The sequence below is a fragment of the Aeromonas sp. QDB68 genome (genome assembly GCF_027707405.1).
In the GTDB taxonomy this organism is placed as follows: Bacteria; Pseudomonadota; Gammaproteobacteria; order Enterobacterales; family Aeromonadaceae; genus Aeromonas; species Aeromonas caviae.
In genome coordinates, this window is record NZ_JAPCIQ010000002.1 from 88,854 (window position 1) to 114,762 (window position 25,909).

At 59.7% G+C, this 25,909-nt stretch carries 26 protein-coding genes and 2 tRNA genes; 5 read left to right on the forward strand and 23 right to left on the reverse strand.

Annotated elements, in window-relative coordinates; all coding sequences use genetic code 11:
• Positions 1-18: 18 nt before the first annotated feature.
• The 10 genes from nusA to rlmE form a co-directional block, all read right to left on the reverse strand.
• Positions 19-1,521: a transcription termination factor NusA gene (gene nusA, locus PG892_RS01095; protein ID WP_039040286.1), complete on the reverse strand. Its 1,503-nt coding sequence runs from the start codon at positions 1,519-1,521 to the stop codon at positions 19-21.
• Between the two features lie 14 nt (positions 1,522-1,535).
• The gene (gene rimP, locus PG892_RS01100; RefSeq protein ID WP_182954849.1) at positions 1,536-1,994 is read right to left on the reverse strand and encodes a ribosome maturation factor RimP; all 459 of its coding nucleotides are present in this window, start codon (positions 1,992-1,994) and stop codon (positions 1,536-1,538) included.
• A gap of 166 nt (positions 1,995-2,160) precedes the next feature.
• Positions 2,161-2,237: transfer RNA gene (locus tag PG892_RS01105), tRNA-Met, on the reverse strand.
• Between the two features lie 91 nt (positions 2,238-2,328).
• Positions 2,329-2,413, reverse strand: a tRNA-Leu gene (locus PG892_RS01110).
• Between the two features lie 7 nt (positions 2,414-2,420).
• A complete protein-coding gene (gene secG / locus PG892_RS01115) occupies positions 2,421-2,747 on the reverse strand; it encodes a preprotein translocase subunit SecG (protein ID WP_010633113.1) in 327 nt (108 codons plus the stop codon).
• Positions 2,748-3,512 carry a triose-phosphate isomerase gene (gene tpiA, locus PG892_RS01120; protein WP_010675371.1) on the reverse strand — a complete coding sequence of 255 codons (765 nt, stop codon included), beginning with the start codon at positions 3,510-3,512 and terminating at the stop codon, positions 2,748-2,750.
• A gap of 131 nt (positions 3,513-3,643) precedes the next feature.
• Positions 3,644-4,978, reverse strand: coding sequence for a phosphoglucosamine mutase (glmM, locus tag PG892_RS01125; RefSeq protein ID WP_270825079.1), 1,335 nt, complete (start codon positions 4,976-4,978; stop codon positions 3,644-3,646).
• Positions 4,979-4,996: 18 nt separating this feature from the next.
• The gene (gene folP, locus PG892_RS01130) at positions 4,997-5,842 is read right to left on the reverse strand and encodes a dihydropteroate synthase (RefSeq protein ID WP_270825081.1); all 846 of its coding nucleotides are present in this window, start codon (positions 5,840-5,842) and stop codon (positions 4,997-4,999) included.
• Between the two features lie 84 nt (positions 5,843-5,926).
• Complete coding sequence (ftsH, locus tag PG892_RS01135; protein ID WP_010675374.1) at positions 5,927-7,879, reverse strand: ATP-dependent zinc metalloprotease FtsH; 1,953 nt, start codon at positions 7,877-7,879, stop codon at positions 5,927-5,929.
• A gap of 45 nt (positions 7,880-7,924) precedes the next feature.
• Positions 7,925-8,554 (reverse strand): 23S rRNA (uridine(2552)-2'-O)-methyltransferase RlmE, encoded by a 630-nt coding sequence (gene rlmE, locus PG892_RS01140; protein ID WP_010675375.1) that lies wholly within the window; start codon positions 8,552-8,554, stop codon positions 7,925-7,927.
• 97 nt (positions 8,555-8,651) lie between these two features.
• Here rlmE and yhbY point away from each other — a divergent pair, with 97 nt between their 5' ends.
• Both yhbY and PG892_RS01150 read left to right on the forward strand, forming a co-directional pair.
• Positions 8,652-8,948: a ribosome assembly RNA-binding protein YhbY gene (gene yhbY / locus PG892_RS01145; RefSeq protein WP_010675376.1), complete on the forward strand. Its 297-nt coding sequence runs from the start codon at positions 8,652-8,654 to the stop codon at positions 8,946-8,948.
• 105 nt (positions 8,949-9,053) lie between these two features.
• Positions 9,054-9,647 carry a PilZ domain-containing protein gene (locus PG892_RS01150; protein WP_010675377.1) on the forward strand — a complete coding sequence of 198 codons (594 nt, stop codon included), beginning with the start codon at positions 9,054-9,056 and terminating at the stop codon, positions 9,645-9,647.
• Between the two features lie 47 nt (positions 9,648-9,694).
• Here PG892_RS01150 and greA read toward each other — a convergent pair whose 3' ends face one another.
• The 3 genes from greA to pomA all read right to left on the reverse strand — a co-directional run bounded on the left by greA (position 9,695) and on the right by pomA (position 11,979).
• Positions 9,695-10,171 (reverse strand): transcription elongation factor GreA, encoded by a 477-nt coding sequence (gene greA / locus PG892_RS01155; protein ID WP_010675378.1) that lies wholly within the window; start codon positions 10,169-10,171, stop codon positions 9,695-9,697.
• 145 nt (positions 10,172-10,316) lie between these two features.
• Entirely contained in the window at positions 10,317-11,210 is an 894-nt protein-coding gene (locus PG892_RS01160) for a flagellar motor protein MotB (protein ID WP_029314769.1), read from the reverse strand.
• A gap of 10 nt (positions 11,211-11,220) precedes the next feature.
• Positions 11,221-11,979: a flagellar motor protein PomA gene (gene pomA, locus PG892_RS01165; RefSeq protein ID WP_029314770.1), complete on the reverse strand. Its 759-nt coding sequence runs from the start codon at positions 11,977-11,979 to the stop codon at positions 11,221-11,223.
• Positions 11,980-12,212: 233 nt separating this feature from the next.
• Between pomA and xseB the strand changes: the two genes are divergently transcribed.
• Genes xseB through dxs form a run of 3 tightly spaced genes read left to right on the forward strand, consistent with a single transcriptional unit; the run spans position 12,213 to position 15,242 of the window.
• Positions 12,213-12,464: an exodeoxyribonuclease VII small subunit gene (gene xseB, locus PG892_RS01170; RefSeq protein WP_010675381.1), complete on the forward strand. Its 252-nt coding sequence runs from the start codon at positions 12,213-12,215 to the stop codon at positions 12,462-12,464.
• Entirely contained in the window at positions 12,465-13,355 is an 891-nt protein-coding gene (ispA, locus tag PG892_RS01175) for a (2E,6E)-farnesyl diphosphate synthase (RefSeq protein ID WP_010675382.1), read from the forward strand.
• 21 nt (positions 13,356-13,376) lie between these two features.
• Positions 13,377-15,242 carry a 1-deoxy-D-xylulose-5-phosphate synthase gene (gene dxs / locus PG892_RS01180; RefSeq protein WP_010675383.1) on the forward strand — a complete coding sequence of 622 codons (1,866 nt, stop codon included), beginning with the start codon at positions 13,377-13,379 and terminating at the stop codon, positions 15,240-15,242.
• 221 nt (positions 15,243-15,463) lie between these two features.
• Here dxs and PG892_RS01185 read toward each other — a convergent pair whose 3' ends face one another.
• The 10 genes from PG892_RS01185 to PG892_RS01230 form a co-directional block, all read right to left on the reverse strand.
• Entirely contained in the window at positions 15,464-16,405 is a 942-nt protein-coding gene (locus PG892_RS01185) for an ABC transporter permease (protein WP_029314771.1), read from the reverse strand.
• 3 nt (positions 16,406-16,408) lie between these two features.
• Complete coding sequence (locus tag PG892_RS01190) at positions 16,409-17,383, reverse strand: ABC transporter permease (RefSeq protein ID WP_010675385.1); 975 nt, start codon at positions 17,381-17,383, stop codon at positions 16,409-16,411.
• 96 nt (positions 17,384-17,479) lie between these two features.
• Positions 17,480-19,036, reverse strand: coding sequence for an ABC transporter substrate-binding protein (locus PG892_RS01195; protein ID WP_010675386.1), 1,557 nt, complete (start codon positions 19,034-19,036; stop codon positions 17,480-17,482).
• A gap of 58 nt (positions 19,037-19,094) precedes the next feature.
• A complete protein-coding gene (locus tag PG892_RS01200; protein WP_010675387.1) occupies positions 19,095-20,819 on the reverse strand; it encodes a dipeptide ABC transporter ATP-binding protein in 1,725 nt (574 codons plus the stop codon).
• 645 nt (positions 20,820-21,464) lie between these two features.
• Positions 21,465-21,953: a phosphatidylglycerophosphatase A family protein gene (locus PG892_RS01205; RefSeq protein WP_010675388.1), complete on the reverse strand. Its 489-nt coding sequence runs from the start codon at positions 21,951-21,953 to the stop codon at positions 21,465-21,467.
• The gene (gene thiL, locus PG892_RS01210; RefSeq protein ID WP_029314772.1) at positions 21,950-22,909 is read right to left on the reverse strand and encodes a thiamine-phosphate kinase; all 960 of its coding nucleotides are present in this window, start codon (positions 22,907-22,909) and stop codon (positions 21,950-21,952) included. The genes PG892_RS01205 and thiL overlap by 4 nt, the downstream gene beginning before the upstream one ends.
• A 57-nt stretch (positions 22,910-22,966) precedes the next feature.
• Positions 22,967-23,380 carry a transcription antitermination factor NusB gene (nusB, locus tag PG892_RS01215; protein ID WP_010675390.1) on the reverse strand — a complete coding sequence of 138 codons (414 nt, stop codon included), beginning with the start codon at positions 23,378-23,380 and terminating at the stop codon, positions 22,967-22,969.
• Positions 23,381-23,394: 14 nt separating this feature from the next.
• Complete coding sequence (ribH, locus tag PG892_RS01220; protein WP_010675391.1) at positions 23,395-23,865, reverse strand: 6,7-dimethyl-8-ribityllumazine synthase; 471 nt, start codon at positions 23,863-23,865, stop codon at positions 23,395-23,397.
• A gap of 133 nt (positions 23,866-23,998) precedes the next feature.
• On the reverse strand, positions 23,999-25,108 hold the full coding sequence (ribBA, locus tag PG892_RS01225) for a bifunctional 3,4-dihydroxy-2-butanone-4-phosphate synthase/GTP cyclohydrolase II (protein WP_010675392.1): 1,110 nt from the start codon (positions 25,106-25,108) through the stop codon (positions 23,999-24,001).
• A 137-nt stretch (positions 25,109-25,245) separates the two neighbouring features.
• On the reverse strand, positions 25,246-25,899 hold the full coding sequence (locus PG892_RS01230; RefSeq protein ID WP_010675393.1) for a riboflavin synthase: 654 nt from the start codon (positions 25,897-25,899) through the stop codon (positions 25,246-25,248).
• Between the last annotated feature and the right edge of the window lie 10 nt (positions 25,900-25,909).

A 25,909-nucleotide genomic window follows, 5' to 3' on the forward strand; every position in this document is an offset into this window, starting at 1 on the left:
ATTTTCCTCCGTTTGACCTTATTCAGACTGCTCTTCTCCGAACCAACAGATATTGCGAGCAGCCATAATGAGCTCACCAGCCTTCTCGGCGGTCAACTCTTCGATGTCGGCAAGGTCATCGATACCTTGCTCTGCCAAATCTTCCAGGGTGCCGACACCGCGAGCGGCCAGGGCATAGGCCATTTCACGGCCGAGGCCGGAGAGATTGAGCAGTTCTTCGGAAGGCTCGACGCCTTCAAAGGATTCTTCTTTGGCCAGGGCCTTGGTGGTCAGGGCATCCTTGGCACGCTTGCGCAGCTCTTCGACCATGTCTTCATCCAGACCGTCGATGGCCAGCAGCTCGTTGACCGGGACGAAGGCAATCTCTTCCAGGGTGGAGAAGCCCTCTTCCATCAGCAGGCCGGCGAAATCGTCGTCGATATCGAGGGTGCTGGTGAACAGCGTCAGGATGCGGTCGTTCTCGGCCTGGTGCTTGGCACGCATGTCCTCGACGGTCATCACGTTCAGTTCCCAACCGGTCAGCTGGGAGGCCAGACGCACGTTCTGACCGTTGCGGCCGATGGCCTGGGCCAGGTTGGCGGCTTCCACGGCGATGTCCATGGTGTGGTTGTCTTCATCGACGATGATGGAGGCCACATCGGCTGGCGCCATGGCGTTGATCACGTATTGGGCCGGGTTGTCATCGTACAGCACGATGTCAGCACGCTCACCGCTCAGCTCGGCGGAGACGGCCTGAACGCGGGCACCACGCATGCCGATACAGGCACCGATCGGGTCGATACGACGATCGTTGGTCTTGACCGCGATCTTGGCGCGGGAACCCGGATCACGGGCGGCGCCCATGATTTCGATCATCTCTTCGCCGATTTCCGGCACTTCGATGCGGAACAGCTCTTTCAGGAAGTCCGGGCTGGAGCGGCTGACGAACAGCTGGGAACCACGGGCTTCCGGACGCACGGCGTAGAGCAGGCCACGGATACGGTCGCCGGGACGGAAGGTCTCACGGGGCAGCATGTCGTCACGGAAGATCACGGCTTCGGCATTGCTGCCCAGATCCAGGATCACGTTGTCGCGGTTGCTCTTCTTGACCACGCCGCTGATGATGGTGCCTTCCTTGTCCTTGAACTGGTCAACGACCTGGGAACGCTCAGCCTCGCGCACTTTCTGCACGATGACCTGCTTGGCGGTCTGGGTGGTGATACGGTCGAAGGTCACAGAGTCAATCTGGTCTTCAACATAGTCGCCGATCTGGATATCCGGCTGCTCGATCTGAGCGGCTTCGAGGGTGATTTCCCCGTACGGGTTCTCCATGGAAGCCTGATCGGCCACCACGACCCAACGGCGATAGGTGTCGTAGTCACCGGTCTTGCGATCGATCTCGACACGCACTTCAATCTCGCCTTCGTATTTTTTCTTGGTCGCAGTCGCCAGCGCAGTCTCCAGAGCCTGGAAAATCTTCTCGCGGGGGACAGCCTTCTCGTTGGACACAGCGTCAACGACCAGCAAAATCTCTTTATTCATATCCGATAGCCTCGTTAACCAAAGTTCGGCACTATGTTCGCTTTTTGGATATTGGTGAAAGCCAACACCTCGTCCTTACCATCTACCGTCAGAGTGATCATGTCCCCCTGCACGGCTTTGATTACGCCTTTGAACTTGCGGCGGTTGTTTGTTGCCATCCGAAGCGTTACCGCCGCCTCCTGGCCAACGTATTTTTCGAACTGGGCGACCTTGAACAGTGGACGATCCAGACCCGGGGAAGACACCTCAAGGTAGTACTCCTCGGAGATGGGATCTTCGACATCCATGATGGCGCCGACCTGGCGGCTCACCTCGGCACAGTCTTCCACCGTCACGCCTTGCTCCGAGTCGATGAAAACGCGCAGGGTCGAGTGCTTACCCGCACGGATAAACTCGATACCCCACAGTTCAAAACCCAAGGCAACGACCGGAGCCTCGAGCAGATCGGTCAAACGTTGTTCCAACGTAGCCAAAGTCACCCTCCGAAAAACGAAAAAAGGGCATATAGCCCAGATAGAAATAGATTCAGAGTAAATTGCACATAACAAAAAGCCCCGATGTCAAATCGGGGCTTGGCGCTTTACCCTGATTGTCGCCTCGCAGCGACCGCCTTCCTGAGCGTAGGAAATGCGTGAAATTTGGTTGCGGGGGCCGGATTTGAACCGACGACCTTCGGGTTATGAGCCCGACGAGCTACCATGCTGCTCCACCCCGCGTCCGAAATCGTGCGAGATTATAGCCACTTCACTCTCGTGAGACAAGACTCAGTGGCTATAACATCCCGGTTACCCGGGTTCACTGCTTAATTGGTGCCGTGGGCGGGACTCGAACCCGCACACCCTAGAGCACTACCCCCTCAAGATAGCGTGTCTACCAATTCCACCACCACGGCAAAACTCTTATTCGGGAACGTCAGTATCTTTCTTCACTGGCGCTTTGCTCTGCTCAACTTGTTGAGTCTGTTGCAGATTTTCCCATTCACTACCCTGTTTGACCTTGTTGCTGGACATGGAACCCAGAACCAGACTAATCAAGAAAAACAGAGTAGCCAAAATCGCTGTTGTGCGGGTCAGGAAACTGCCTGAACCACCGGAGCCGAACACAGTATTCGATGCCCCTGCGCCGAAGGAGGCGCCCATATCAGCCCCTTTACCTTGCTGAATCATCACCAGACCAATCAGAGCCAGCGATACCAGCAGATAAACGACCAAAAGAATCTCGTACATTTAACTTGCACCCTTTGCCGCTTCAACTATTCCTAAAAACGCCTCGCCATCAAGACTTGCCCTGCCTATCAGACCGCCATCAATATCGGACTGCGCAAACAAATCTTGTGCATTGGCCGGTGTCACGCTCCCACCATAGATGATTCTGACTTTCTCACCTATTACCGGAGTATCCTCCGCCAAGCGACTGCGAATAAAGGAATGAACCTCTTGTGCCTGCTCGGGTGTGGCGCATTTACCTGTACCTACAGCCCAGATTGGCTCGTAGGCGATGATAGCATTATCGAAAGCCATCGCGCCATTTTTCTCTATGACGATGTCCAGTTCCTCGGCAATCACCTCAAAGGTTCTTCTTGCCTGCCTCGCCGCGCCTGACTCACCAAGACAAAGTATGGGTATCAGACCTGCTGCTCTGACTGCCGCAAACTTCTCTGCGACTATAAAACTGGTCTCACCAAAGAGACGCCTGCGCTCGGAGTGGCCAACAAGTACATATCGGCAACCTGCCTCGACTAGCATCTCACACGAGATTTCACCCGTATAAGCGCCTTGTCTGTGCTGGCTCACGTTCTGAGCCCCCAGCTTCACTCTTCCCTGCTCACCGAGCAGTTCGGCCGTGAAACCGAGATGCACATGGGATGGACACAAGACCACATCTACGTCTTCATCAATGCGCTCTGCGCACTGACTCGTAAACTGCTCTAACTGCGACCTACTACCGTGTAACTTCCAGTTGGCTGCTACAAACGGCTTGCGATGTCCCATCGGCAACTCCCTTGCGAAAGCGGGGCTGATAATATCCAGAGGATGCTCAGCTGACAAGTGCTATTTTCAAATTTTCGAATCGTTTGAACAAGATACAACCAAGGCGACTAAAAAGCCGCCTTGTTTGTTCATTAAAACGCCGATTCGACCTGTTTGGCGATGCGCTCTGCCATATCGCACACCTGCTGTTCGTGTTCACCTTCGACCATGACCCGGATCAGGGGCTCGGTGCCAGATTTGCGCAGCAGCACCCGGCCACGGCCGGCCAGTTCCTGCTCCACTGCCGCCACTTCCTGCTGAACGACACTGGAGGTCAGCGGATCCTTGCCTTCGGCGAAGCGCACATTGACCAGCACTTGCGGGAACTTGCTCATGCCCGAACGCAATTTGGCCAGCGGCATCTCGGCACTGCGCATGGCCGTCAGCACCTGCAGGGCGGCGACGATACCATCCCCCGTGGTGGTCTGATCCAGGCAGATGATGTGACCGGAGTTTTCGCCCCCGATGCGCCAGCCCTTCTCGTTCATCATCTCAAGCACGTAGCGGTCACCCACCTTGGCACGGGCAAAGGGGATGCCCAGGGTCTGAAGCGCCAGCTCCAGCCCCATGTTGGCCATCAGGGTGCCCACCACACCGCCCTTGAGGCGGCCATGGCGCAGGGCATCCCGGGCGATGATGTAGAGGATCTCATCCCCGTCGATGATGTAACCAGTGCTGTCCACCATCACCAGACGGTCGCCGTCACCGTCGAAGGCGACGCCGAGATCTGCCTTGCATTCCTGAACCTTGGCGGCCAGCGCCTCCGGTGCGGTGGAACCGACACCGTCATTGATGTTGAGCCCATCCGGGCTGCAGCCGATGGCGATGACTTCGGCACCCAGCTCGCGGAAGACGGAAGGGGCGATGTGGTAGGTGGCACCATGACCGCAATCCACCACCATTTTCAGCCCTTCCAGGCTCAGATTGGAGGGGAAGGTGCTCTTGCAGAATTCGATGTAGCGACCAGCCGCATCATCGATGCGCTGCGCCTTGCCAAGCTCCGCGGACTCCACGCACTTGAGTTCGTTGTCGAGCTCGGCTTCGATGGCCAGCTCGACATCATCGGGCAGCTTGGTGCCGTCGGCGGAGAAGAACTTGATGCCGTTGTCGTAATAGGGGTTGTGGGATGCACTGATGACGATGCCGGCTTCGGCACGGAAGGTGCGAGTCAGGTAGGCAACCGCCGGGGTGGGCATGGGTCCCATCAGTATGGCTTTGAGACCGGCGGCGGAGAGCCCCGCCTCCAGTGCCGACTCCAGCATATAACCGGAGATACGGGTATCCTTGCCGATCAGCACCTTCTTGGTCCCTTTCTTGGAGAGCACCTTGCCGGCGGCCCAGCCCAGTTTCATGACGAAATCCGGGGTGATCGGGTATTCACCCACCTTGCCGCGCACGCCGTCGGTGCCGAAGTACTTTCTGGTCATTGTCTGTTTCTCGTTTTTCTATTTGGATATGAAATCTTGTCCCGTCATGGTCATCCAGCCTGTACGCAAGACATCCATGGTGGCCCGCACGTCGTGCACCCGGATGATCCTGGCGCCATGTTGCAACCCGATCAGGGCACAGGCCAGACTACCAGCCAACCGCTCGGCTACCGGGCGGTCAAGCAGGTTGCCTATCATAGACTTTCGTGACATGCCCACCAAGAGCGGAAGTTGGTAATCGAGCAGTGACGCCTGCTTTGCCAGCAGCTGATAGTTGTGCGCCAGCGTCTTGCCAAAGCCATAGCCTGGATCCAGTACCAGATGCTCACGCGGGATACCGGCCCCCAGACAAGCGGCAATCCGCTCGTCAAAGAAGGCTCTCACCTCCCCCAGCAAATCGTCATAGTGCGGCTCCACCTGCATGGTACGGGGCTGCCCCTGCATGTGCATGAGGCATACCGGTACGCCAGCCTCGGCCGCCGCGCCCAGCGCTCCCGGCTCTTGCAGGGCGCGGACATCATTGATGAGGTGACCACCTGCAGCACAACCCTCCCGCATGACAATCGCCTTGGAGGTATCGAGGGAGATCATCACATCCAGCTCGGCGACCATGCGCTCCACCACGGGGATGACCCTGTCCAGCTCCTCCTGCTCGCTCACGTCGGGGGCGCCCGGGCGGGTCGACTCGCCACCTATATCGATAAGGGTGGCCCCATCGGCCACCATGTCGCGGGCATGACCCAACGCCAGATCGATCTGCTTGAAGCGGCCACCATCTGAAAAGGAGTCCGGCGTCACATTGAGAATGCCCATGACATGGGGACGGTCGAGAGAAAGGGGACGTCCCTTGCTGATTAACTGCATTGCTTCAACTACCTCCAACAAGAGCTGCAAACTCTTCGTGCAAAGAAAAACCCCGGGCAAGCCCGGGGTTTGTATCATGGCAACTTATTTGGCCGGGACATCGTTCGCCTTGTCGATGTCACTCAGAGGTGCACTGCCCTCTTCAGCCGGCGCCGTGGCCTCCGGCCCGTTGTTCACGCTGGCACCACCTTGCGGGGTGTCACCGTGCTCATCATGCCAGTTGCTGGGAGCACGGACCTCGCGACGCGCCATCAGATCATCGATCTGCTTGGCATCGATGGTCTCGTACTTCATCAATGCATCTTTCATGGTGTGCAGCACATCCATGTTGTCCAGCAGGATCTGCTTGGCACGATCATAGTTGCGATCGATGACCTGCTTGACCTCTGCATCGATAATGCGGGCGGTATCGTCAGACATGTGCTTGGCCTTGGCCATGCTGCGGCCGAGGAATACTTCACCATCCTCTTCTGCGTAGAGCATGGGGCCGAGACGCTCGGACATGCCCCACTGGGTGACCATCTTGCGGGCGATGTCGGTCGCACGTTCGATGTCGTTGGATGCACCGGTCGATACCTTCTCGGCACCGTAGATCAACTCTTCCGCCAGACGACCGCCATACAGGCTGGAGATCATGGACTCAAGATGCTGCTTGGAGTGGCTCCAGCGGTCCTGCTCCGGCAGGTACATGGTAACACCCAGCGCACGGCCGCGCGGAATGATGGAGACCTTGTAGACAGGGTCATGATCCGGCACCACGCGACCAATGATGGCGTGACCCGCTTCGTGATAGGCCGTCATCTCCTTCTCGGACTCTTTCATCACCATGGAGCGACGTTCCGCCCCCATCATGATCTTGTCCTTCGCCTTTTCGAACTCCAGCATGGAGACCACTCGGCGGCTCTCGCGAGCAGAGAAGAGGGCAGCCTCGTTCACCAGGTTGGCCAGATCAGCACCGGAGAAACCAGGGGTACCACGGGCAATCAGCGCCGGATTGACATCATCCGCCAACGGTACCTTGCGCATATGCACTTTCAAGATCTGCTCACGACCGCGAACATCCGGCAAGCCGACCACGACCTGGCGGTCGAAACGACCCGGACGCAGCAGCGCAGGATCCAGTACGTCGGGACGGTTGGTGGCGGCGATGACGATGATGCCCTCATTGCCTTCAAAACCATCCATTTCAACCAGCATCTGGTTCAGGGTCTGCTCACGTTCATCGTGACCACCTCCCAGACCGGCGCCACGCTGGCGACCGACCGCATCGATCTCATCAATGAAGATGATGCAGGGGGAGGATTTCTTGGCCTGTTCGAACATGTCACGCACCCGGGAGGCACCGACACCCACGAACATTTCCACGAAGTCCGAACCTGAAATGGTGAAGAACGGCACCTTGGCCTCGCCTGCAATGGCTTTGGCCAGCAGGGTCTTACCAGTACCGGGAGGACCTACCAACAGGACGCCGGTCGGGATCTTGCCACCCAGCTTCTGGAATTTGGTCGGGTCACGCAGATAGTCGACCAGCTCCTTGACCTCTTCCTTTGCCTCGTCACAACCGGCTACGTCGGCGAAGGTAGTCTTGATCTGATCTTCGCTCATCAGGCGAGCCTTGCTCTTGCCGAACGACATTGCACCCTTGCCGCCGCCGCCCTGCATCTGACGCATGAAGAAGACCCAGACACCGATCAGCAACAGCATCGGGAACCAGGAGATGAAGATGGACGTGATCAGAGATGGTTCTTCCGGCTTCTCACCCATCACCTTGACGTTATGGTTGAGCATGTCGTTGAGCAGTTGGGGATCCGGCGCAGGAATGATGGTGGTGAAACGTTCACCGGTGCGCTTGACGCCATTGATGACCTTGCCATCCATCCGCACTTCACGGATCTGCTCCTGGGTCACTTCTTTCACGAAGCTGGAATAGTCCAGCTGGCGACTGGTGGTATCGCTGGGGCTGAAGCTATTGAACACCGACATCAGCACGACGGCGATGACCAGCCACAGGATTAGGTTTTTCGCCATGTCACTCAAATCAATGACCTCGCAGACTGACAGTTAACGATGAGGGTTAGGGTACTACAGTTTAAAACCGGTAGCCACAATGTAGACTTCTCGTGAACGTGCACGGGACGAGTCTGGTTTTCGAATCTTGACGACAGAGAAAAGTCTACGTATTTCATTGAGATAGGCATCAAACCCCTCCCCCTGGAACACCTTGACTACAAAACTGCCATTACTGCTCAGGACCTGATTGCACATGTCCAGCGCCAGTTCCACCAGGTACATGGCACGGGCCTGATCCACCTGCTGGGTGCCGCTCATGTTGGGCGCCATGTCCGACATGACGACATCCACCTTGTCGGGGCCGACTCGCTCCAGCAAGGCGCCGAGTACAGTTTCCTCCCGAAAGTCCCCTTGCAGGAAATCGACACCGGCAATGGAATCCATCGGCAAAATATCACACGCAATGACGCGCCCCTTGTCACCGACCTGGTCGATAGCAAATTGGGACCAGCCACCGGGAGCAGCCCCCAGGTCCACTACCGTCATCCCCGGCTTGAGCAGCCGGTCTTTGCCCTGGATCTCGTCGATCTTGAAAACGGCGCGAGAGCGCAGTCCCAACTTCTGGGCTTTCTTGACGTATTGGTCGTCGAAATGTTCTTTTAACCAGCGGGTTGAACTGGGGGAACGTTTTTTCTGGGTCATGATTGTCGACTTTAAAAAACCACAAGGGTTATTAGTATTAAGGGCTAAGTGGGGGTAGAATACGCCCCTTTCAACCCTGACTTATGAAGAAATTGCCATGATTCTCAACAATAAACAGAAACAGTACCTCAAGGGCCTGGCCCACAGTCTGAAGCCGGTCGTCCTGCTGGGACAACACGGTCTGACCGAAGGGGTGCTGGCCGAGATCGATCTGGCGCTGAACCACCACGAGCTGATCAAGGTTAAGGTTGCGTCTGAAGATCGTGAGATGAAACAGCTGGTGATGGATGCCATCGTTCGCGAGACCGGCGCCATCAAGGTACAGAGCATGGGCCATGTACTGACCATCTACCGTCAGGCCAAAGAGCCCAAGATCCAGTTGCCGCGCAAGTAACAGGAAAGAGCATTCGCTCTTTCCTTCATTTCCCTTCTTCCCAAGTCGCTTGCCAAAATAGTTGCCAGGCCCTTAACCTGCGATGAATAGCCGTGGACACCCACTATGGACAAGCATCAGCTCCTCACCGATGAAGAACTGGCCATGCTGCGGGACCTGGGAAACGATGAAGACATTGCCACCAGCCAATACCTGCGCGGCCCCCTGCCCCTTCCTCTCCAAAGCCTGTTGCAGCGAGCCAAGCCCCTGACACTCGAAGCCCGCATCGCCGGCTACCAATTGCGTTTCCCGCTCCACTGCACCCAGGCAGAGGAGGGCCACGCCGAGCTGCGCATCGCCGCGCCGACCATTACCGAGCTGGGTTCGCCCCATCTGCGCGCCTGGCGACTCGACGAAAAGGCCGTGCTTTGCACCGAAGACGCGGAGTACGAGGTATACAGCCTCTCCCTTGGCGGTCTCATCGTGGCTGGCTTGCCGGACGCCTTTGCCAAGGGAGATCCACTTGGCGGATACCTTCGCATCGAGGATCTCCCTCCCTTGGCCATGACAGGCACCCTCGTCAGGCACGTGGATGCCAATCCACATCGCCATGACTGGGCCGTCCAGTTCCGGCTGGGCAAGGAGGATCAGGAACAATTGCGGGACTGGCTCTTCCAGCGCCACCAGGACGCCTTCGTCCAGGCCTATCAGGGTGACTAAAGACAACAGGGGAGCCCGGCTCCCCTGTCTCTTTCCCCGACGTTCAATCAGAGATAGGCAACTTCCAGGATCTCGTACTCCACATCGCCACCCGGCGTCTTGACGATGGCAACGTCATCCACTTCCTTGCCGATCAGGGCGCGGGCAATGGGGGAGTTCACGGAAATCATGTTCTGCTTGATGTCCGCCTCGTCGTCTCCCACGATGCGGTAGACCACTTCCTCTTCCGTTTCACTTTTGAGCAGGGTCACGGTTGCGCCGAAGATGACGCGGCCATTGTTGGCAATCTTGGTGACATCGATAATCTGGGCATTGGAGAGCTTGCCTTCGATTTCCTGAATGCGGCCTTCACAGAAACCCTGCTGCTCGCGGGCGGCATGGTATTCGGCATTTTCTTTCAGATCGCCATGTTCACGGGCATCAGCAATCGCTTCGATAATCTGGGGACGCAGCTCGGTCTTGAGATAATCGAGCTCTTGACGCAGCTTTTCAGCGCCGCGAACAGTCATCGGAGTATGATTCATAGTCGAAACCTGGGTTGCTTTATAAAGAGAAGCTGCGGCAATCAAAAGAGAGCCGCAGCTGTCGGTTCGGATGGGGCATCTTAATATGAAGCCGCCACAAAATCCATGTCAGCCCCTGCGAGCGGGATCCTGCTTTGGGCCAGCGTTACTTGGATTCCGAGACGCCAAGCGGGGCCGACACCGTCGGTTTGCCCTGCATGATGGCGATCTCGACACGTCGGTTCATGCGCCGATTCTCTGGGCTGTTGTTGGGCACCAGCGGCTGGGAATCCGCCATCCCTTGCACCACCAGACGATTGCCGTCAAAACCGGGCACCTTGATCATCTGGTGGGCAACCGCCACCGCCCGCTGGGATGAAAGCTCCCAGTTGGACTGGAACAACTCGTCCTCGGTGGCCACATTGTCGGTGTGGCCGGAGACGGTGATCTCCCCCGGCACATCCTTGAGCAGCACAGCCACCTTGCGGATCACCGGCCAGAACTGGGGTTGCAGGAAGGCGGATCCCGCCGGGAACGCCGCTTTCTCGCGAATGCGAATGATGATCTGCTGACCCAGCGCCTCTATCTCGATGGCCCCATCCTGGATCTGGGCCTGCATCTGCTCCGCCAGTGCCTTGGCCAGGGTGTTGGACTGTTCCTGCGCCTTCTGGGCTTCCTGGGCGGTATCGCCGCCGCTCTGCTGACCTTCGGTCTTGTCATGTCCACCCGCCTTGTCCGCATCCCCTGGCTGGAAATCCAGCTCGGTCTGGGTCATGTCGATGGTCTGCTGCATGATGGTGTCAATAGGCGTCGGCTCGGGGCGACCAGGACGAAACTCCTGGGCGATGACCGAGGTTCCCTTGGGGATATCCTTGACCTCCAGGATGTTCTGCACCCCGAACGCCTTCTCCATGGAACCGGCGATCTGCTTGAACTTCTGCACATCCATCTCGGCAAAGGAGAGCAAGAGCACGAAGAAGCACATCAGCAGAGACATGAGATCCGCGAAGGTTCCCATGTAACCGGGCAATCCGGGAGGCGGGCACTTGCACTTTGCCATCTGTGCGCTCCTATTCGGTCCCGTTGTTGCGTTTGGACTGATTCAGGTAGTTCTGCAACATGGCTTGGATCACCCTCGGGTTCTGTCCATCCTGGATCCCCATGATGGCGTCGAGGATCAGGGTGCGGCTCAACTGTTCCTCGCCGCTACGCAGTTCCAGCTTGTCAGCGATGGGGATGGCAATCATGTTGGCCTCGATGGCGCCATACAGGGTCGTCAGCAAGGCCACCGCCATGGCCGGACCGATGGATTTGGGGTCGCTCATGTTGGCCAGCATGGCCACCAACCCCACCAGGGTACCGATCATGCCCATGGCCGGACCGAGATCCCCCAGGGAGCGGAACACCTTGATGGCCGTGGCGTGACGCTCGGACGTCAGTTCGATGTCCTTCTCCATCACCGCACGCACTACGTCGGCATCATGACCGTCCACCAGCATGTCGATGCCCTTCTTCATGAAGGTATTGGGGATCTCCGCCGCCTCCAGGGCCAGAAAGCCCCCCTTGCGGGCCGCATCCGCCAGTTCCACCGCCTTGGTGATGAGATCGTCGAGCTTGTCCCCCTTGTACATGAAGGCCTTGCCCGCGACCTTGAAGGCCATCAGAAACTGACCGAGGTTGAATTTCATCATGCAGATGAACACGGACCCCAGTATGGTGATGTAGACCGATGGCATGTCCACATACATGCTCATGGGGCCGCCCAGCAACATGCCGTACACCACGACCCCGAACCCCAGCACTAAGCCTATCAGACTCCCTAAATCCACATCCCTACTCCTGTCGCCGAACGTGCCGTCTAATTATATTGCGTTGAATTTTCTGCTATTGCGTCCCCGGCAGCAAGCCCGGCACACCGCAATCGCCGATCGGCAATGCGTGGTTGCATGCCCTTCTTATCGGCCAGGGTCAGGATAGTTTGAGGACGCCGCGTTTTTCTGCCTCCCCCCTGTGGCCGGTCGATGTTAAGATGAGCCGTTTTTTTCAATCCCCGAGGATGGACATGGCCAGTAAAAAAATCGACCGTCTGAGTTTTGATGCCACCCTGGAAGAGCTGGAAACCATAGTGCATCAACTCGAACAGGGCTCGCTCCCCCTCGAGGAGGCACTCAAACAATTCGAACAGGGCATCCATCTGGTGCGCGCCGGCCAGCAGAAGCTGGAACAGGCCGAGCAGAAGATCCAGATCCTCCTGACCCAGGCCGATGGCAGCGAGCAAGCGGTCCCCTTTCGAGCAGAACAAGGAGAGGAGTGAGTGACCCTGGACGATTTCTCCCGCCTGCATCGGCGCCGCATCGACGACTGCCTCTCGGCACAGCTTGACGCCCTGCCCGCCATGGCGCCACGTCTGCGGGATGCGATGAAATACGGCCTGCTGCTCGGTGGGAAACGGGTGCGCCCCTTCCTGGTCTATGCCGTCGGCGAGATGCTGGGCGTCAAGAGCGAACTGCTGGATGGCCCCGCCGCCGCCGTGGAGTGCATTCACGCATACTCCCTCCTGCACGACGACCTGCCCGCCATGGATGACGACGACCTGCGTCGTGGTCAGCCCACCGTACACAAGGCCTTCGATGAAGGCACAGCCATCCTGGCGGGCGATGCCCTGCAGACCCTGGCGTTTTCCATTCTGGCCGACCACCCCATGCCCGATACATTGATGGCCAACCGGGTGCGGATGCTGAGTGCCCTGGCCCGCGCGTCCGGCTATCTCGGTATGTGCGGCGGTCAGGCACTGGATCTGGACGCCGAAGGGCGCCGGATCAGCCTCGCCGAGCTGGAGCAGGTGCACCGCCACAAGACCGGGGCCCTCATCGAGTGCGCCGTGACCATCGGCGCCCTGTGCAAGGCTGACGTGGAACCCGCCACCCTCACCGCCCTGCAAACCTATGCCGCCGCCATCGGACTCGCCTTCCAGGTGCAGGACGACATCCTCGACATCACGGGCGATACCGCCACCCTGGGCAAGCCGCAAGGCTCGGATCTGGCGCTGGAAAAGAGTACCTATCCGGCCCTGCTCGGACTCGACAATGCCCGTGAGCTGGCTCGCGAACTGCATGACAAGGCCTTAACAGCCCTGCAATCCTTGCCCTACAATACCGACATTCTGGAAGCGTTTGCCGATTACATCATCGAGCGAACCCACTAAACGCTGGATAACAGTAACAATATGAGCGTTGATATTAGCGATTTCCCCAACCTGGCCCTCGCGGACACGCCGGTCGATTTGCGATCCCTCCCCTTCGAGCGGCTGCCCGTGGTGTGCAACGAGCTGCGCGAGTATCTGCTGCGCTCGGTGAGCCGCTCCAGCGGCCACTTCGCCTCCGGCCTTGGCACCGTCGAGCTGACGGTCGCCCTGCACTATGTCTACAACACCCCCTTCGATCGGCTGGTGTGGGACGTAGGCCACCAGGCCTATCCCCACAAGATCCTGACCGGACGACGGGAGCGCATTCACACCATTCGCCAGAAAGATGGCCTGCACCCCTTCCCCTGGCGGGAAGAGAGCGAGTACGACGTGCTCAGCGTGGGCCACTCCAGCACCTCCATCGGGGCAGCGCTCGGCATGGCGGTGGCGGCCGAGAGCGAAGGGCTTGGCCGCAAGGTGGTCGCGGTCATCGGTGATGGCGCCATCACCGCCGGCATGGCCTTCGAGGCCCTCAATCACGCCGGCGACGTCCACAAGGACATGCTGGTGGTGCTCAATGACAACGAGATGTCCATCTCCGAGAACGTGGGGGCCCTGAACAATCACCTCGCCAGGCTGATGTCCGGCAAGCTCTACACCACCATTCGCGAGGGGGGCAAGAAGGTGCTGGCGGGTCTGCCGCCGGTCAAGGAGCTCGCCAAGCGGGCCGAGGAGCACCTCAAGGGCATGGTGGTACCCGGCACTCTGTTCGAGGAGTTCGGCTTCAACTACATCGGCCCCATCGACGGTCACGACATCCATGCCCTGGTCGAAACCCTGCGCAACATGCGCAACCTCAAGGGTCCCCAGCTGCTGCACGTCAAGACCAAAAAGGGCAAGGGCTACGAGCCGGCGGAAAAAGATCCCATCGGCTATCACGCCGTCCCCAAATTCAACCCGGATGACTGTGCCCTGCCCAAGAGTGCCGGTGGCAAACCCACCTTCTCCGCCATCTTCGGTCAGTGGCTGTGCGATATCGCCGCCAAGGACGAGCGCGTGGTCGGCATCACTCCCGCCATGCGCGAAGGCTCCGGTCTGGTGAAATTCAGCCAGCAATATCCGGATCGCTACTTCGACGTGGCCATCGCCGAGCAACATGCGGTCACCTTCGCCGCCGGTCTCGCCATCGCCGACCAGAAACCCGTGGTCGCCATCTATTCGAGCTTCCTGCAACGGGCCTATGACCAGCTGATCCACGACGTGGCGCTGCAGAACCTGCCGGTGCTCTTCGCCATCGACCGGGCCGGTCTGGTGGGGGCCGACGGCCCGACCCATCAGGGGGCGTTCGACATCAGCTTCCTGCGCACCGTGCCCAACATGGTGGTGATGACCCCGTCCGACGAGAACGAGTGCCGCCAGATGCTCTACACCGGCTATCTGTGCAACGGGCCAGTGGCGGTGCGCTACCCCCGTGGCAGCGGCACCGGTATCCAGGCCGAGAGCGAGATGCAGGCCCTGCCCCTCGGCAAGGGACGCGTCGTTCGCGAGGGCAAGGGGACCGCCATCCTGGCGTTCGGCACCCTGCTGCAACAGGCCAGAGCAGCCGCCGAGGCGCTGGATGCCACCCTGGTGGACATGCGCTTCGTCAAACCCATGGACGAGGCGCTGGTGCTCTCTCTGGCCGCCTCCCACGATCAGTTCGTCACCCTCGAGGACAACGCCATCATGGGCGGTGCAGGCTCTGCGGTGAACGAGCTGCTGATGGGCTGCAAGCAGTGCAAACCGGTGCTCAACCTCGGCCTGCCGGACCGCTTCATCGAGCAGGGCACCCAGGATGAGATCTACGCCCTGCTGGGGCTGGACAGCGTGGGCATTCAGACCCGCATCGAGAGCTGGCTGCAGGCCTGACAAGGGTTATCGCAAGCAATAAAAAAGGGCGCCTGATGGCGCCCTTTTTTGTTATTCACTGTGCCAGACCAACCCTGTTCAGATACTGTCGCGAGAAGGCCGTCAACAAGGTTACAAGCCGCTCAGGAACCGAGACATACATGAGCACTCCTTGGTTCTACATAAGCGAGCAGCACATGAACCTTGATCACGGCCTCGCAGCCAGTTCGTGGAAAGGTTTATCAGCCCTTGTAGATCTTCGGGTTGAACACATCCCGCAGCCAGTCACCCAGCAGGTTGATCACCAGCACCAGCACCACCAGGCAGAGGCCCGGGAAGGCGGTGATCCACCAGGATCCGGAGAAGATGTAGTTGAAGCCCACGCTGATGAGCGACCCCAGGGACGGTTGATCAACCGGCATCCCCAGACCCAGGAAGGAGAGGGCCGCCTCGCTCATGATGGCGTTCGCCACCTGCACGGTGGAGATGACCAGGATGGGCGACAGGCAGTTCGGCAGAATGTGGCGGAACATGATGCGCGGGGCGCGGAACCCCATCACCTGAGCCGCTTCAACATACTCCTTCTTCTTCTCCGCCAGCACGGAGGCGCGCACCGTCCGGGCATACTGGGGCCACTCGGCGATACCGATGATCACCACCAGCATCAGGATGGCGAACTTCGAGTAGAACTCGGAGCCAAAGGTCGCCTGGAAGATGGCGGAGATGATGATGGCCACCATCATGGTGGAGAACGACAGCTGCACATCGGCAAAGCGCATCAGCAGGTTGTCGATGCGACCACCAAAGTAACCGGCCATCAGACCGATGACGATACCGAGCACCAGCTGCAGCCCCACCGCGAACAGACCAATGGTCAGCGAGATGCGGGCACCATAGAGGATGGTGCTCCAGATGTCGCGTCCCTGGTTGTCGGTCCCGAGCCAGAAGCGGGCCTCGCCCCCTTCCAGCCAGGAGGGGGGCAGCTCCGCATCCATCAGATCGAAGCTGGTCTGGTCATAGACGTTGTGCGGTGCGATCCAGGGTGCCAGCAGGGCCGCCAGCACGAAGACCACAAACACCGCAAAGCTGAACATGGCTACCTTGTCCCGCAGGAAGTAGTAGACGATGTCGGAATTTTTGAAGCGTGCCCAACGGCTTGGGCTTGCAGTTACAGCATTAGTCATCTGTTACCCCTTGGCGGTCAGGTTGACGGTCGGGTTGATCAACCCGTAGAGCAGGTCGACCAGGGTATTGGTCACCACGAAGATCAGGCCCACGAAGATGACGTAGGCGGTGATCAGCGGCGTATCGACCCGGTGGATCGCCTCAAGGAAGAGGAAGCCGGTCCCCGGCCACTGGAACACGCTCTCGGTCAAGATGGTGTAGGCCACCATGGTCCCGATCTGCACACCGCCCACCGTGATGACCGGCAGCATGGTGTTCTTCAGGGCGTGCTGGTAGTAGACCTTGTTGTTGTCCAGCCCCTTGGCACGGGCAAACTTGACGTACTCGGAGGAGAGCTGCTCCAGCATCTCCGAGCGCACCAGCCGGATGAACAGCGGCAGCATGATGGACGAGAGGGAGACCGCAGGCAGCACCAGGTGCAGGATACCGTCCCAGGTGAAGAATCCCGACTCCCAGCCCAGCAGGTTGTAAGTCTCGCCACGGCCATAGGCAGGCAGCCAGCCCAGCTGGATGGAGAAGAGGTACATCAGCATGATGGCGGTCAGGAAGACCGGGATCGAGATGCCGATGCTGCTCACCGCCATGATGAGCTTGGTCAGGAAACTGCGCGGTCTTATCGCCGAATAAACCCCCAGCGGAATGGAGACCACGACGATGATGAGCGCGGCGGCAAACACCAGCTCAAGGGTAGCCACCAGCTTGTCGAGGATAACCTCGAGGGCTGGTCGCTTGAAGAAATAGGAAGTGCCCAGATCCCCGTGTACCGCGTTCTTCAAGAAGCGGCTGTATTTCACGAGGAAGGGATCATTGAGTCCCATCTTGTCGCGCAGCTCCTGGCGCACGGACTCGGAGACGGATTGTCCCACCAGCTCGCGCAGCGGATCCCCCAGGTTGTCCTGGATGGAGAAGGCGACCAGGCTGATGACGAACATCACTATCACGGCCTGATAGAACCGTTTCAGCAGGAATGTAAACATGCTTGTCCTTCTACGTGGCCTGTGTCTTGGCACAGGCTTCTGTTAATGGCGGGGCAACCATGGGTGCCCCGCCGGGTCCTTCCTTAAACGCTTCGCTTACTTGTTGACCACCAGGTCACCCAGATAAGGGAAGTTCATCACGTTGACCACCGGCTTGATGTCGACGTTCTTCTTGGCACCGTAGGCCAGGTCTTCCCAGTGCAGCGGCACATAGGCAGCGTCGTCGATCAGCATGGCTTCCACCTTCTGCAGGATGGCGGCACGCTTGGCAGGATCGGTCTCGGTGTTGGCTTCCATCACCATCTTGTCAGCTTCTGCGTTGGCATAACCGCCGCAGTTGTACTGACCCATGCCGGTCTTGGCATCCTTGGTGAAGGTCAGGAACTCGAAGAAGTTCGCACTGTCTTCGGTGTCGGAGTGCCAGCCGATCAGCTGCATGTCAGCGGCGCACTTGTCAAACTCCGGCCAGTACTGGGCCACCGGCATGGTCTTCAGATCCACCTTGATGTTGATCTTGGACAGCATGGCGGAGACGGCCTGGGCAATCTTGACGTCGTTGACGTAGCGGGCAGCCGGGGAGATGAAGCTCATCTTGAAGCCCTTCTCGTAACCGGCTTCCTTCATCAGCTCCTTGGCCTTGGCCAGATCATACTGGGGCTTGAGCGCCTCGTTGTAGCCTGCGTAGCCTTTCGGGCTCAGCTGGCCGGCCGGGGTACCGAAGCCCTTGTTGATCTTGTCGACGATGCCCACCTGGTTGATGGCGTAGTTGATCGCCTGACGCACGCGCTTGTCTTTCAGCGCCGGGTTGGTGTTCTGGTTCAGCTCGATGATGATGGCACGGGTACCGGACAGGGTGACCAGCTGGGAATCCTTGCCGTTCTTCACGCGCTCCAGATCGTTCGGGGCAACCGGGTAGATCATGTCCACGTCGCCGCCCAGCAGGGCTGCAACACGGGTGGCGTCTTCCTTGATCGGTACCACGGTCAGGTTTTCGACGTTGCCCTTGGAGGCCTTGTCCCAGTAGTTGGCGTTGCGCACGTATTCCAGCTTCACGCCCTGCTCGCGGAACTTGACGCTGAACGGACCGGTACCGGAGACATTGGTGGAGGCGAAGGAGTCACCGTTCTTCACGATCTCGGCCTTGTCCTTGCCCGCCTCGGTCTTGCCGCTATAGAACTTGGAGTCCATCGGGAAGATGTAGGTGACGGTCTGCAGCACCAGCGGGAACGGCTTGGCGGTGACGAGATCCACGGTGAAATCATCCACCTTCTTGGCTTCGGCGATGGGGTCGAAGATCGCCTTGAAGTCCGGGGAGGCCTTCAGACGGTTGACGGTCCATACCACGTCATCGGCGGTGAAGTCGTTGCCGGAGTGGAACTTCACACCCTTGCGCAGGTGGAAACGGACGGTCTTGTCGTCGATGCGCTCATACTTCTCGGCCAGACGCGGCTCGAACTGCAGATCCTGGGTGTAACGCATCAGGGGGTCGAACACCAGGTGAGACATCTCCAGGGTCTGACCGGAGAGCTGCTCCTGCGGGTCCAGAGAGGTGGCGTCGGACGCGACGGCGACCTTGATGTCGGCAGCAGAAACGTTGAACGCGAGACCAGCGGCGAACAGCGCCATGGCGATCTTGGATAATCCTTTCTTCATGTCTTTCTCCATGCTTTTGGCTTTTTATTGACAGACAAACCGGCGAACCGGTGCTTTCCTAGCTTGCGATTTCCAGCCCCTCGCGGGACATTCCCTTGAATTCCGGCATGAGGGAGATCAGCTTGCGGCTGTACTCATGCTCGGCATTGGTGAACAGTTTCTCGGTCTCGGCCACTTCCACCAGATGACCGTGCTGCATCACACCGATGCGGTCGCACATCTGACGGATGACCGGCAGATCGTGACTGATGAACAGCATGGTGAGCCCAAGCTCCTGTTGCAAGTCTTTGAGCAGGTTGAGGATCTGGGCCTGCACCGAGACATCCAGCGCCGAGGTGGGCTCGTCGCAGATGAGGAAGCGCGGGCGGGTCGCCAGGGCGCGGGCAATGGAGATGCGCTGGCGCTGGCCACCGGAGAACTCGTGGGGATACTTGACCCCGGCGCCGCGGCCCAGGCCCACGTGATCCAGCAGGTCCCCGACGATCTGCTCTATCTGCCGCTCGCTCTCGGCGAGGCGGTGGAAGCGGATCGGCTCGGCGATGATGTCACGCACCTTCATGCGCGGGTTCATCGAAGAGTACGGGTTCTGGAACACCATCTGCATCTGGCGGCGCAGGGGGCGACGCTCGTGCTCCCCTTTCAGGGCGGTGAGATCGATCCCCTCGAAGACAATCTTGCCGGTATCAGGCGGATAGAGCCCGGTGATGGCACGGGCGATGGTGGATTTGCCGGAGCCCGACTCCCCCACCAGGCCGAAGGTCTCACCCTCGAAGATTTCGAAGCTGATGTTGTTGCAGGCGCGCACGTACTGGCGGCGGCTCGGGAAGATGGAATCCTTGGTGACGAACTTCAGATCCACGTTCTCCACCCGCAGCAGCGCACCTTCATAGGTGCGCTCGTCCTGACTCTGGCCGAGCCAGTGGGTCTTGAGATCGATGCTGGTATCCGCCGCACCGGCATCCTCGATATAGGAGACCAGGGGGAAGCGCACCAGCTTCACATCCGAGCGGGGCACCGCCGAGATGAGGCTGCGGGTATAGGGGTGATTGGGGCGGCCCAGCACCTGTTCGGTGGTGCCGAACTCCACCAGATCGCCGCGGTACATCACCGCCACCTTGTCGGTGACGTTGGAGACCACACCCATGTCATGGGTCACCAGCATGCAGCCTACCTGGCGCTCTTTGCACAGGTTGCGGATGAGCTGGAGGATCTGATCCTGGATGGAGACGTCCAGCGCCGTGGTCGGCTCATCGGCGATGATGAGCTCGGGATCCCCGGAGAGGGCGATGGCGATCACCACCCGCTGGCGCATGCCACCGGAGAACTGGTGAGGATACTGCTTGATGCGCACGTCCGGGTTCGGGATCCCCACCGCCCCCATCAGCTCGAGGGCCTTGGCAAAGGCCGCCTCGCGGGACAGGTCGGTGTTGGCGAGGATGGTCTCCACCAGCTGCTGCTCCACGGTGAACAGCGGATTGAGGGAGGTCATGGGATCCTGGAAGATGAAACCGATGCGCGAGCCACGAATGGCCCGCATCTCGTTCTGGCTCTTGCCGGAGATGAGCTCGCCGTTGAGGTAGATGTCACCACGGGCGATGCGACCGGGCGGGCTCAACAGATCGATGACGGCGTTGCCGATAGTGGATTTGCCAGCGCCGGACTCACCGACGACGCCGACGATCTCGCCCTTTTCAACAGAAAAAGAGAGATCCTTGACCGCGGCAAGCACCCCGTAGCGGGAGGGGTACTCGATCCGCAAGTTTTTGACTTCAAGCAAGGACATGGTTACCTCTGCGGGGGACATCCGTCCCAAATAATTCGTCCGTAAATCAGCCGCAGATGCTGGTTGTGCCTTGGTACTGCTCGAGAGCCGTTGTTGTGTAATTAACGCTCAATCCATGAGGCAGCCAAACCAGCGATCCGGGCGGGTTTTTTGCATTTTTTTGGAATAACCCGCGAGTAAGTTAGTCGGTTTGCCCGCGGGTGTAAATGATCCAGTTATACAATTTCGCAATACTTTGCCCAGAGAATGCCGACACCCTGGGGTTAAAATGTCGATAAAAGTCACATTACCAGAGATTACGCTGGCAATGCGAGACCATCAACCAATTATGTTTCAACAAAATAGCAACAAACCATCTTATTCACTATCAGCATTATGCTGGCCAGCCTCGAATGAGTAGTGAATATTTATGTGAAATGATTTTTTGACGGCAGCATATCCGGAGTAAGGAAAAATAGGCAGAGCTAAATAGGGACAATGCAGAAGGATCAACCTGGGCCACAGGCCCGCCGGCACGGCAAGCCGGGAGGGATTGCATACAAAAAAACGCAGGCCCCTCAGGGCATGCGTGTGCGGTATATCCGGCCTCTTTGCAAGAGGAGAGGAGTGAAAAACAGCGAGAGGGCGTTCGGGAGCCACCTCCCCTCACCAGTGGGCAAGCAGTTGCATGCAGGCCAGGGCGAACAGGCCGGCAATGAGATCGTCCAGCATGATGCCAAGCCCGCCGTGAATGCGGCGATCGAACCAGGAGATGGGCCAGGGCTTGAGCACGTCGAACAGGCGAAACAGCACGAAGCCCGCCAGCACCCACTCCCAGCCGGCCGGGGCCGCAATCATGGTGACCCCGAATCCGATGACCTCGTCCCAGACGATAGCCCCGTGATCCGGCATCCCGATGGCGTCGGTGGCGCTCTGGCAGATGCGGATGCCCGCCACGAAACCCACCACCAGCAGGGCGATGAACCAGGAGGTCGGCAGCCCGCTCACCAAGAGATAGAGCGGGATGGCTGCCAGGGTCCCCATGGTGCCCGGCGCCTTGGGGGAGAGGCCGGAGCCAAACCCCACCGCCAGAAAGTGGAGCGGGTTTTTAAGGTTCAGCCGCGTCAGCTCGGGCTTTATCTTGAAAGACATCATGCGAAGTGATCCCAGCCCTTGAGGTGCAGTTCGACGGATTGTTCGTCCTGCAGGTAGTCGATGCCAGGCTCCCCGGCCAGGATGCGACCGATGCGGGTGAACTTCACGCCACAATTGGCCAGCGCCGTGTCCAGGGCGCCGTGATGCTCCTGGGGCACGGTGAAGCAGAGCTCGTAGTCGTCGCCCCCGGCCAGGGCCAGCTGCCAGGCATCCATGGCCGGCACCGCATCCTGCAACACGGGGGAGAGGGGCAGCAGATTGAGATCGATCTGGGCCCGCACACCGGACGCCTTGAGGATGTGGCCGAGATCGGACGCCAGGCCGTCTGAGAGATCCAGGGCGCTGCTGGCCAGCCCGCGCAGGGCCTGACCGGCCAGGATGCGGGGATGGGGATGGTCGAGGCGCGGCAACACGGCCGCCAGCTGGTTCTCGTTGAGGGTGCGCTTGCCCAGCAGGTGGGAGAGCGCCAGGGCGGCATCTCCCAGGGTACCGGTCACGTAGACCCCGTCACCGGCCTTGGCGCCGCTGCGCATCAGGGCGCGACCTGCCGGGACAGATCCTTTCACCGAGACGGTGATGGAGAGGGGCCCGCGGGTCATGTCTCCCCCCACCAGCGCCACGTTGTAGTACTCGGCGAGCTCGAGGAACCCTTCGGCGAAACCGGCGACCCAGCGCTCGTTGATGGCGGGCAGGGTCAGGGCCAGGGAGACCCAGCGCGGCTCGGCACCCATGGCGGCCAGATCGGAGAGATTGACCGCCAGCGCCTTGTAGCCGAGATCCACCGGATCCATGTCGGGGAAGAAGTGCACGCCGCTCACCAGGGTGTCCGTGCTCACCGCCAACTGGGCGTCGGGGGGCAGGGTCAGCAGGGCACAGTCATCTCCAGGGCCCATCACCACGTCCTTGCGGGCGTGGGGGACCTTGAAGTACTTCTCAATCAGCTCAAATTCACCCATACAGTAAAAAGCCAGCAATAAGCTGGCTCCTCTCTTAATTGCTGACGGACAGCAGGATCAGCGCTTGGGCAGCGTCTTGATCACCTTGTCCAGGACGCCGTTGACAAACTTGTGGCTGTCATCGGCGGCGAAGGCTTTGGCCAGCTCGATCGCTTCGTTGATCACCACGCGCGGCGGCACATCTTCACGACGGGTCAGCTCGTAGGTCGCCAGACGCAGGATCGCCTTGTCCACCATGTCCACTTCTTCCAGCGGACGGGAGAGGAAAGGCGCGAACACCTTGTCCAGCTCGTTGCAGTGGACCGCTACCCCGAACAGCAGATCGCGGAAATAGTTCAGGTCCACACCCTTGGTGTCCTGATCGATCTTGAACTGCTCTTCGATGTCGCCCACGTTGGCCTGGGTCATCTGCCACTGGTAGATGGCCTGGGTGGCGCAATGGCGGGCCTTACGGCGCTCGGACGGTTTCAATGCATTTCTCCTCGTTACACGTCCAGTTGTTTCAGGACGTTGATCATTTCGAGCGCGCTCAGTGCAGCCTCTGCACCCTTGTTACCCGCCTTGGTACCGGCGCGTTCGATGGCTTGTTCAATGTTTTCGGTGGTCAGCACGCCGAAGGCAACGGGAATGTCGTATTCCATCATTACCTGGGCCAGACCCTTGCCGTTCTCGCTCGCTACCAGTTCGAAGTGGTAGGTACCGCCGCGGATGACGGTGCCGAGTGCGACGATGGCGTCGTATTGACCGCTCTTGGCCAGCTTCTTGGCCGCCAGGGGAATTTCGACGGCCCCCGGTACGCGCACCAGGGTCAGATTGCTCTCCTGGACCTGACCTTGACGCTTCAGCACGTCCAGCGCGCCGTTCACCAGGCTGTCATTGATGAAGCTGTTGAAACGGGCAACGACAATAGCAACACGCGCCTCGGGAGCGGCGATATTTCCTTCGATAATCTTCATTGGAAATCCTGTCTCTGTGCAATCAATTAGGGGCCGGGCTCAAAAGTGCACGCATTCTAGCACAACAGAGCCGCGACAAAAAACCATGGCCGCAACGGGCGGCCATGGTGATGAATTCAACCGTACGCAGCGCTTACTCGCCGACGTACTCCACCACTTCCAGACCAAAGCCACCGAGGGCATGGTACTTCTTGGGGGAGCTCAACAAGCGCATCTTGCCGACCCCCAGCGCCTTGAGGATCTGGGAGCCGACGCCGACCCGGCGCGAGGTGCCCTGCCACTTGGCCCCTTCCGGTGCCAGCCCCTTGTCGGCGGCTTCAAAACCCTTGACCCTGGCCAGCAGCTCGGCGCCATGGGCTTCCGCCCCCAGGATCACCAGCACCCCGCCCTCGTCGGCGATGCGGGCCATGGATTTGGGCAGCGGCCAGCTGCGGGCGCTGTGGCGGTCGGTGAGCAGCAGATCGCTCAGCACGTCGTGCAGGTGCACCCGTACCAGGGTCGGCTGGTCGGCCTTCACGTCCCCTTTCTTCAGGGCGAAGTGCACCTGGTTGTCGATGGTGTCGCGGAAGGTGACGAGGTCGAACTCGCCGTATTCGGTGGGCAACTTGCACTCGGCCACCTTCTCTACCGTGGTCTCGTGCTGGTTGCGGTATTCGATAAGGTCGGCAATGGTGCCGAGCTTGATGCCGTGCTCCTCGGCGAAGATCTCGAGATCCGGGCGCCGGGCCATGGTGCCGTCTTCGTTGAGGATCTCGACGATGACGGAGGCAGGCTCGAAGCCGGCCAGCCGTGCCAGATCGCAGCCCGCTTCGGTGTGGCCGGCGCGGGTCAGCACACCGCCATCCTGCGCCATCAGCGGGAAGATGTGGCCGGGCTGCACCAGATCGGCGGCCTTGGCATGGGGCGCCACCGCGGCCTGCACGGTGACGGCGCGGTCGGCGGCGGAGATGCCGGTGGTCACCCCTTCCGCCGCCTCGATGGAGACGGTGAAGGCGGTGGAGAACTGGGCATTGTTGCGATCGACCATCAGCGGCAGCGCCAGCTGCTTGCAGCGATCCCGGGTCAGGGTCAGGCAGATGAGGCCACGACCGTAGCGCGCCATGAAGTTGATGTCTTCCGGGCGGACACAGGAGGCGGCCATGATCAGGTCCCCTTCGTTCTCCCTGTCTTCGTCATCCATCAGGATCACCATCTTGCCAGCCTTGATATCGGCAATGATTTCCTGGGTCGTGCTCAGCGCCATGGGCTACTCCATCAACATGCTTGGGGATTGAGCCAGTCGGCTCGACTTGATACTGCGTATTGTGCTCTAGATGGGGGCACGCGGCCCCGTTTCAATCCGCGCGGGATCACAGAACCGCGTTTTCCCGTCAAAACGGCTCACAAGAATCCGGACTGGGCCAGCTTCTCCAGGGTCAGGGTAGAAGCACTGCTCTGCTCGCGCTTGCCCGTCATCAGCCGCTCCAGATAGCGGGCTATCTGGTCCACCTCGAGATTGACCCGGTAGCCGGGTTTCCAGCGGGCGATGGTGGTCTCCTGGGCGGTGTGGGGCACGATGGTCAGCCGGAACAGATCCCCCTGCACGGCGTTGACGGTGAGGCTGATGCCATCCACCGCAATCGACCCCTTCTCGGCGATGTAGCGGGAGAGTTCCCCCGGCGCCTTGATCCAGTATTCGATGGCGCGGCCGCTGGACGATTTGCTCTTCACCTCGCCGATACCGTCCACGTGGCCGGAGACCAGGTGGCCGCCGAGGCGGGAGGTGGGCATCAACGCCTTCTCGAGGTTGACCGGATCCCCCACCTTGGCGGCAGAAAAACCGGTGCGGGAGAGGGTTTCCAGGGAGACGTCGGCGGTGTAGCTGTGATCCCCAAGCGCCACCACGGTGAGACAGACGCCGTTGGTGGCGATGGAGTCGCCCAGCTTGACGTCACTGAAGCCCAGGGTCGGCGCGTGCACGGTGAGGGCCATGTCCTCCCCCTGGCGACGCAGCTCGGCCAGGGTTCCCACCGCTTCGATAATTCCGGTAAACATGCAGATCACC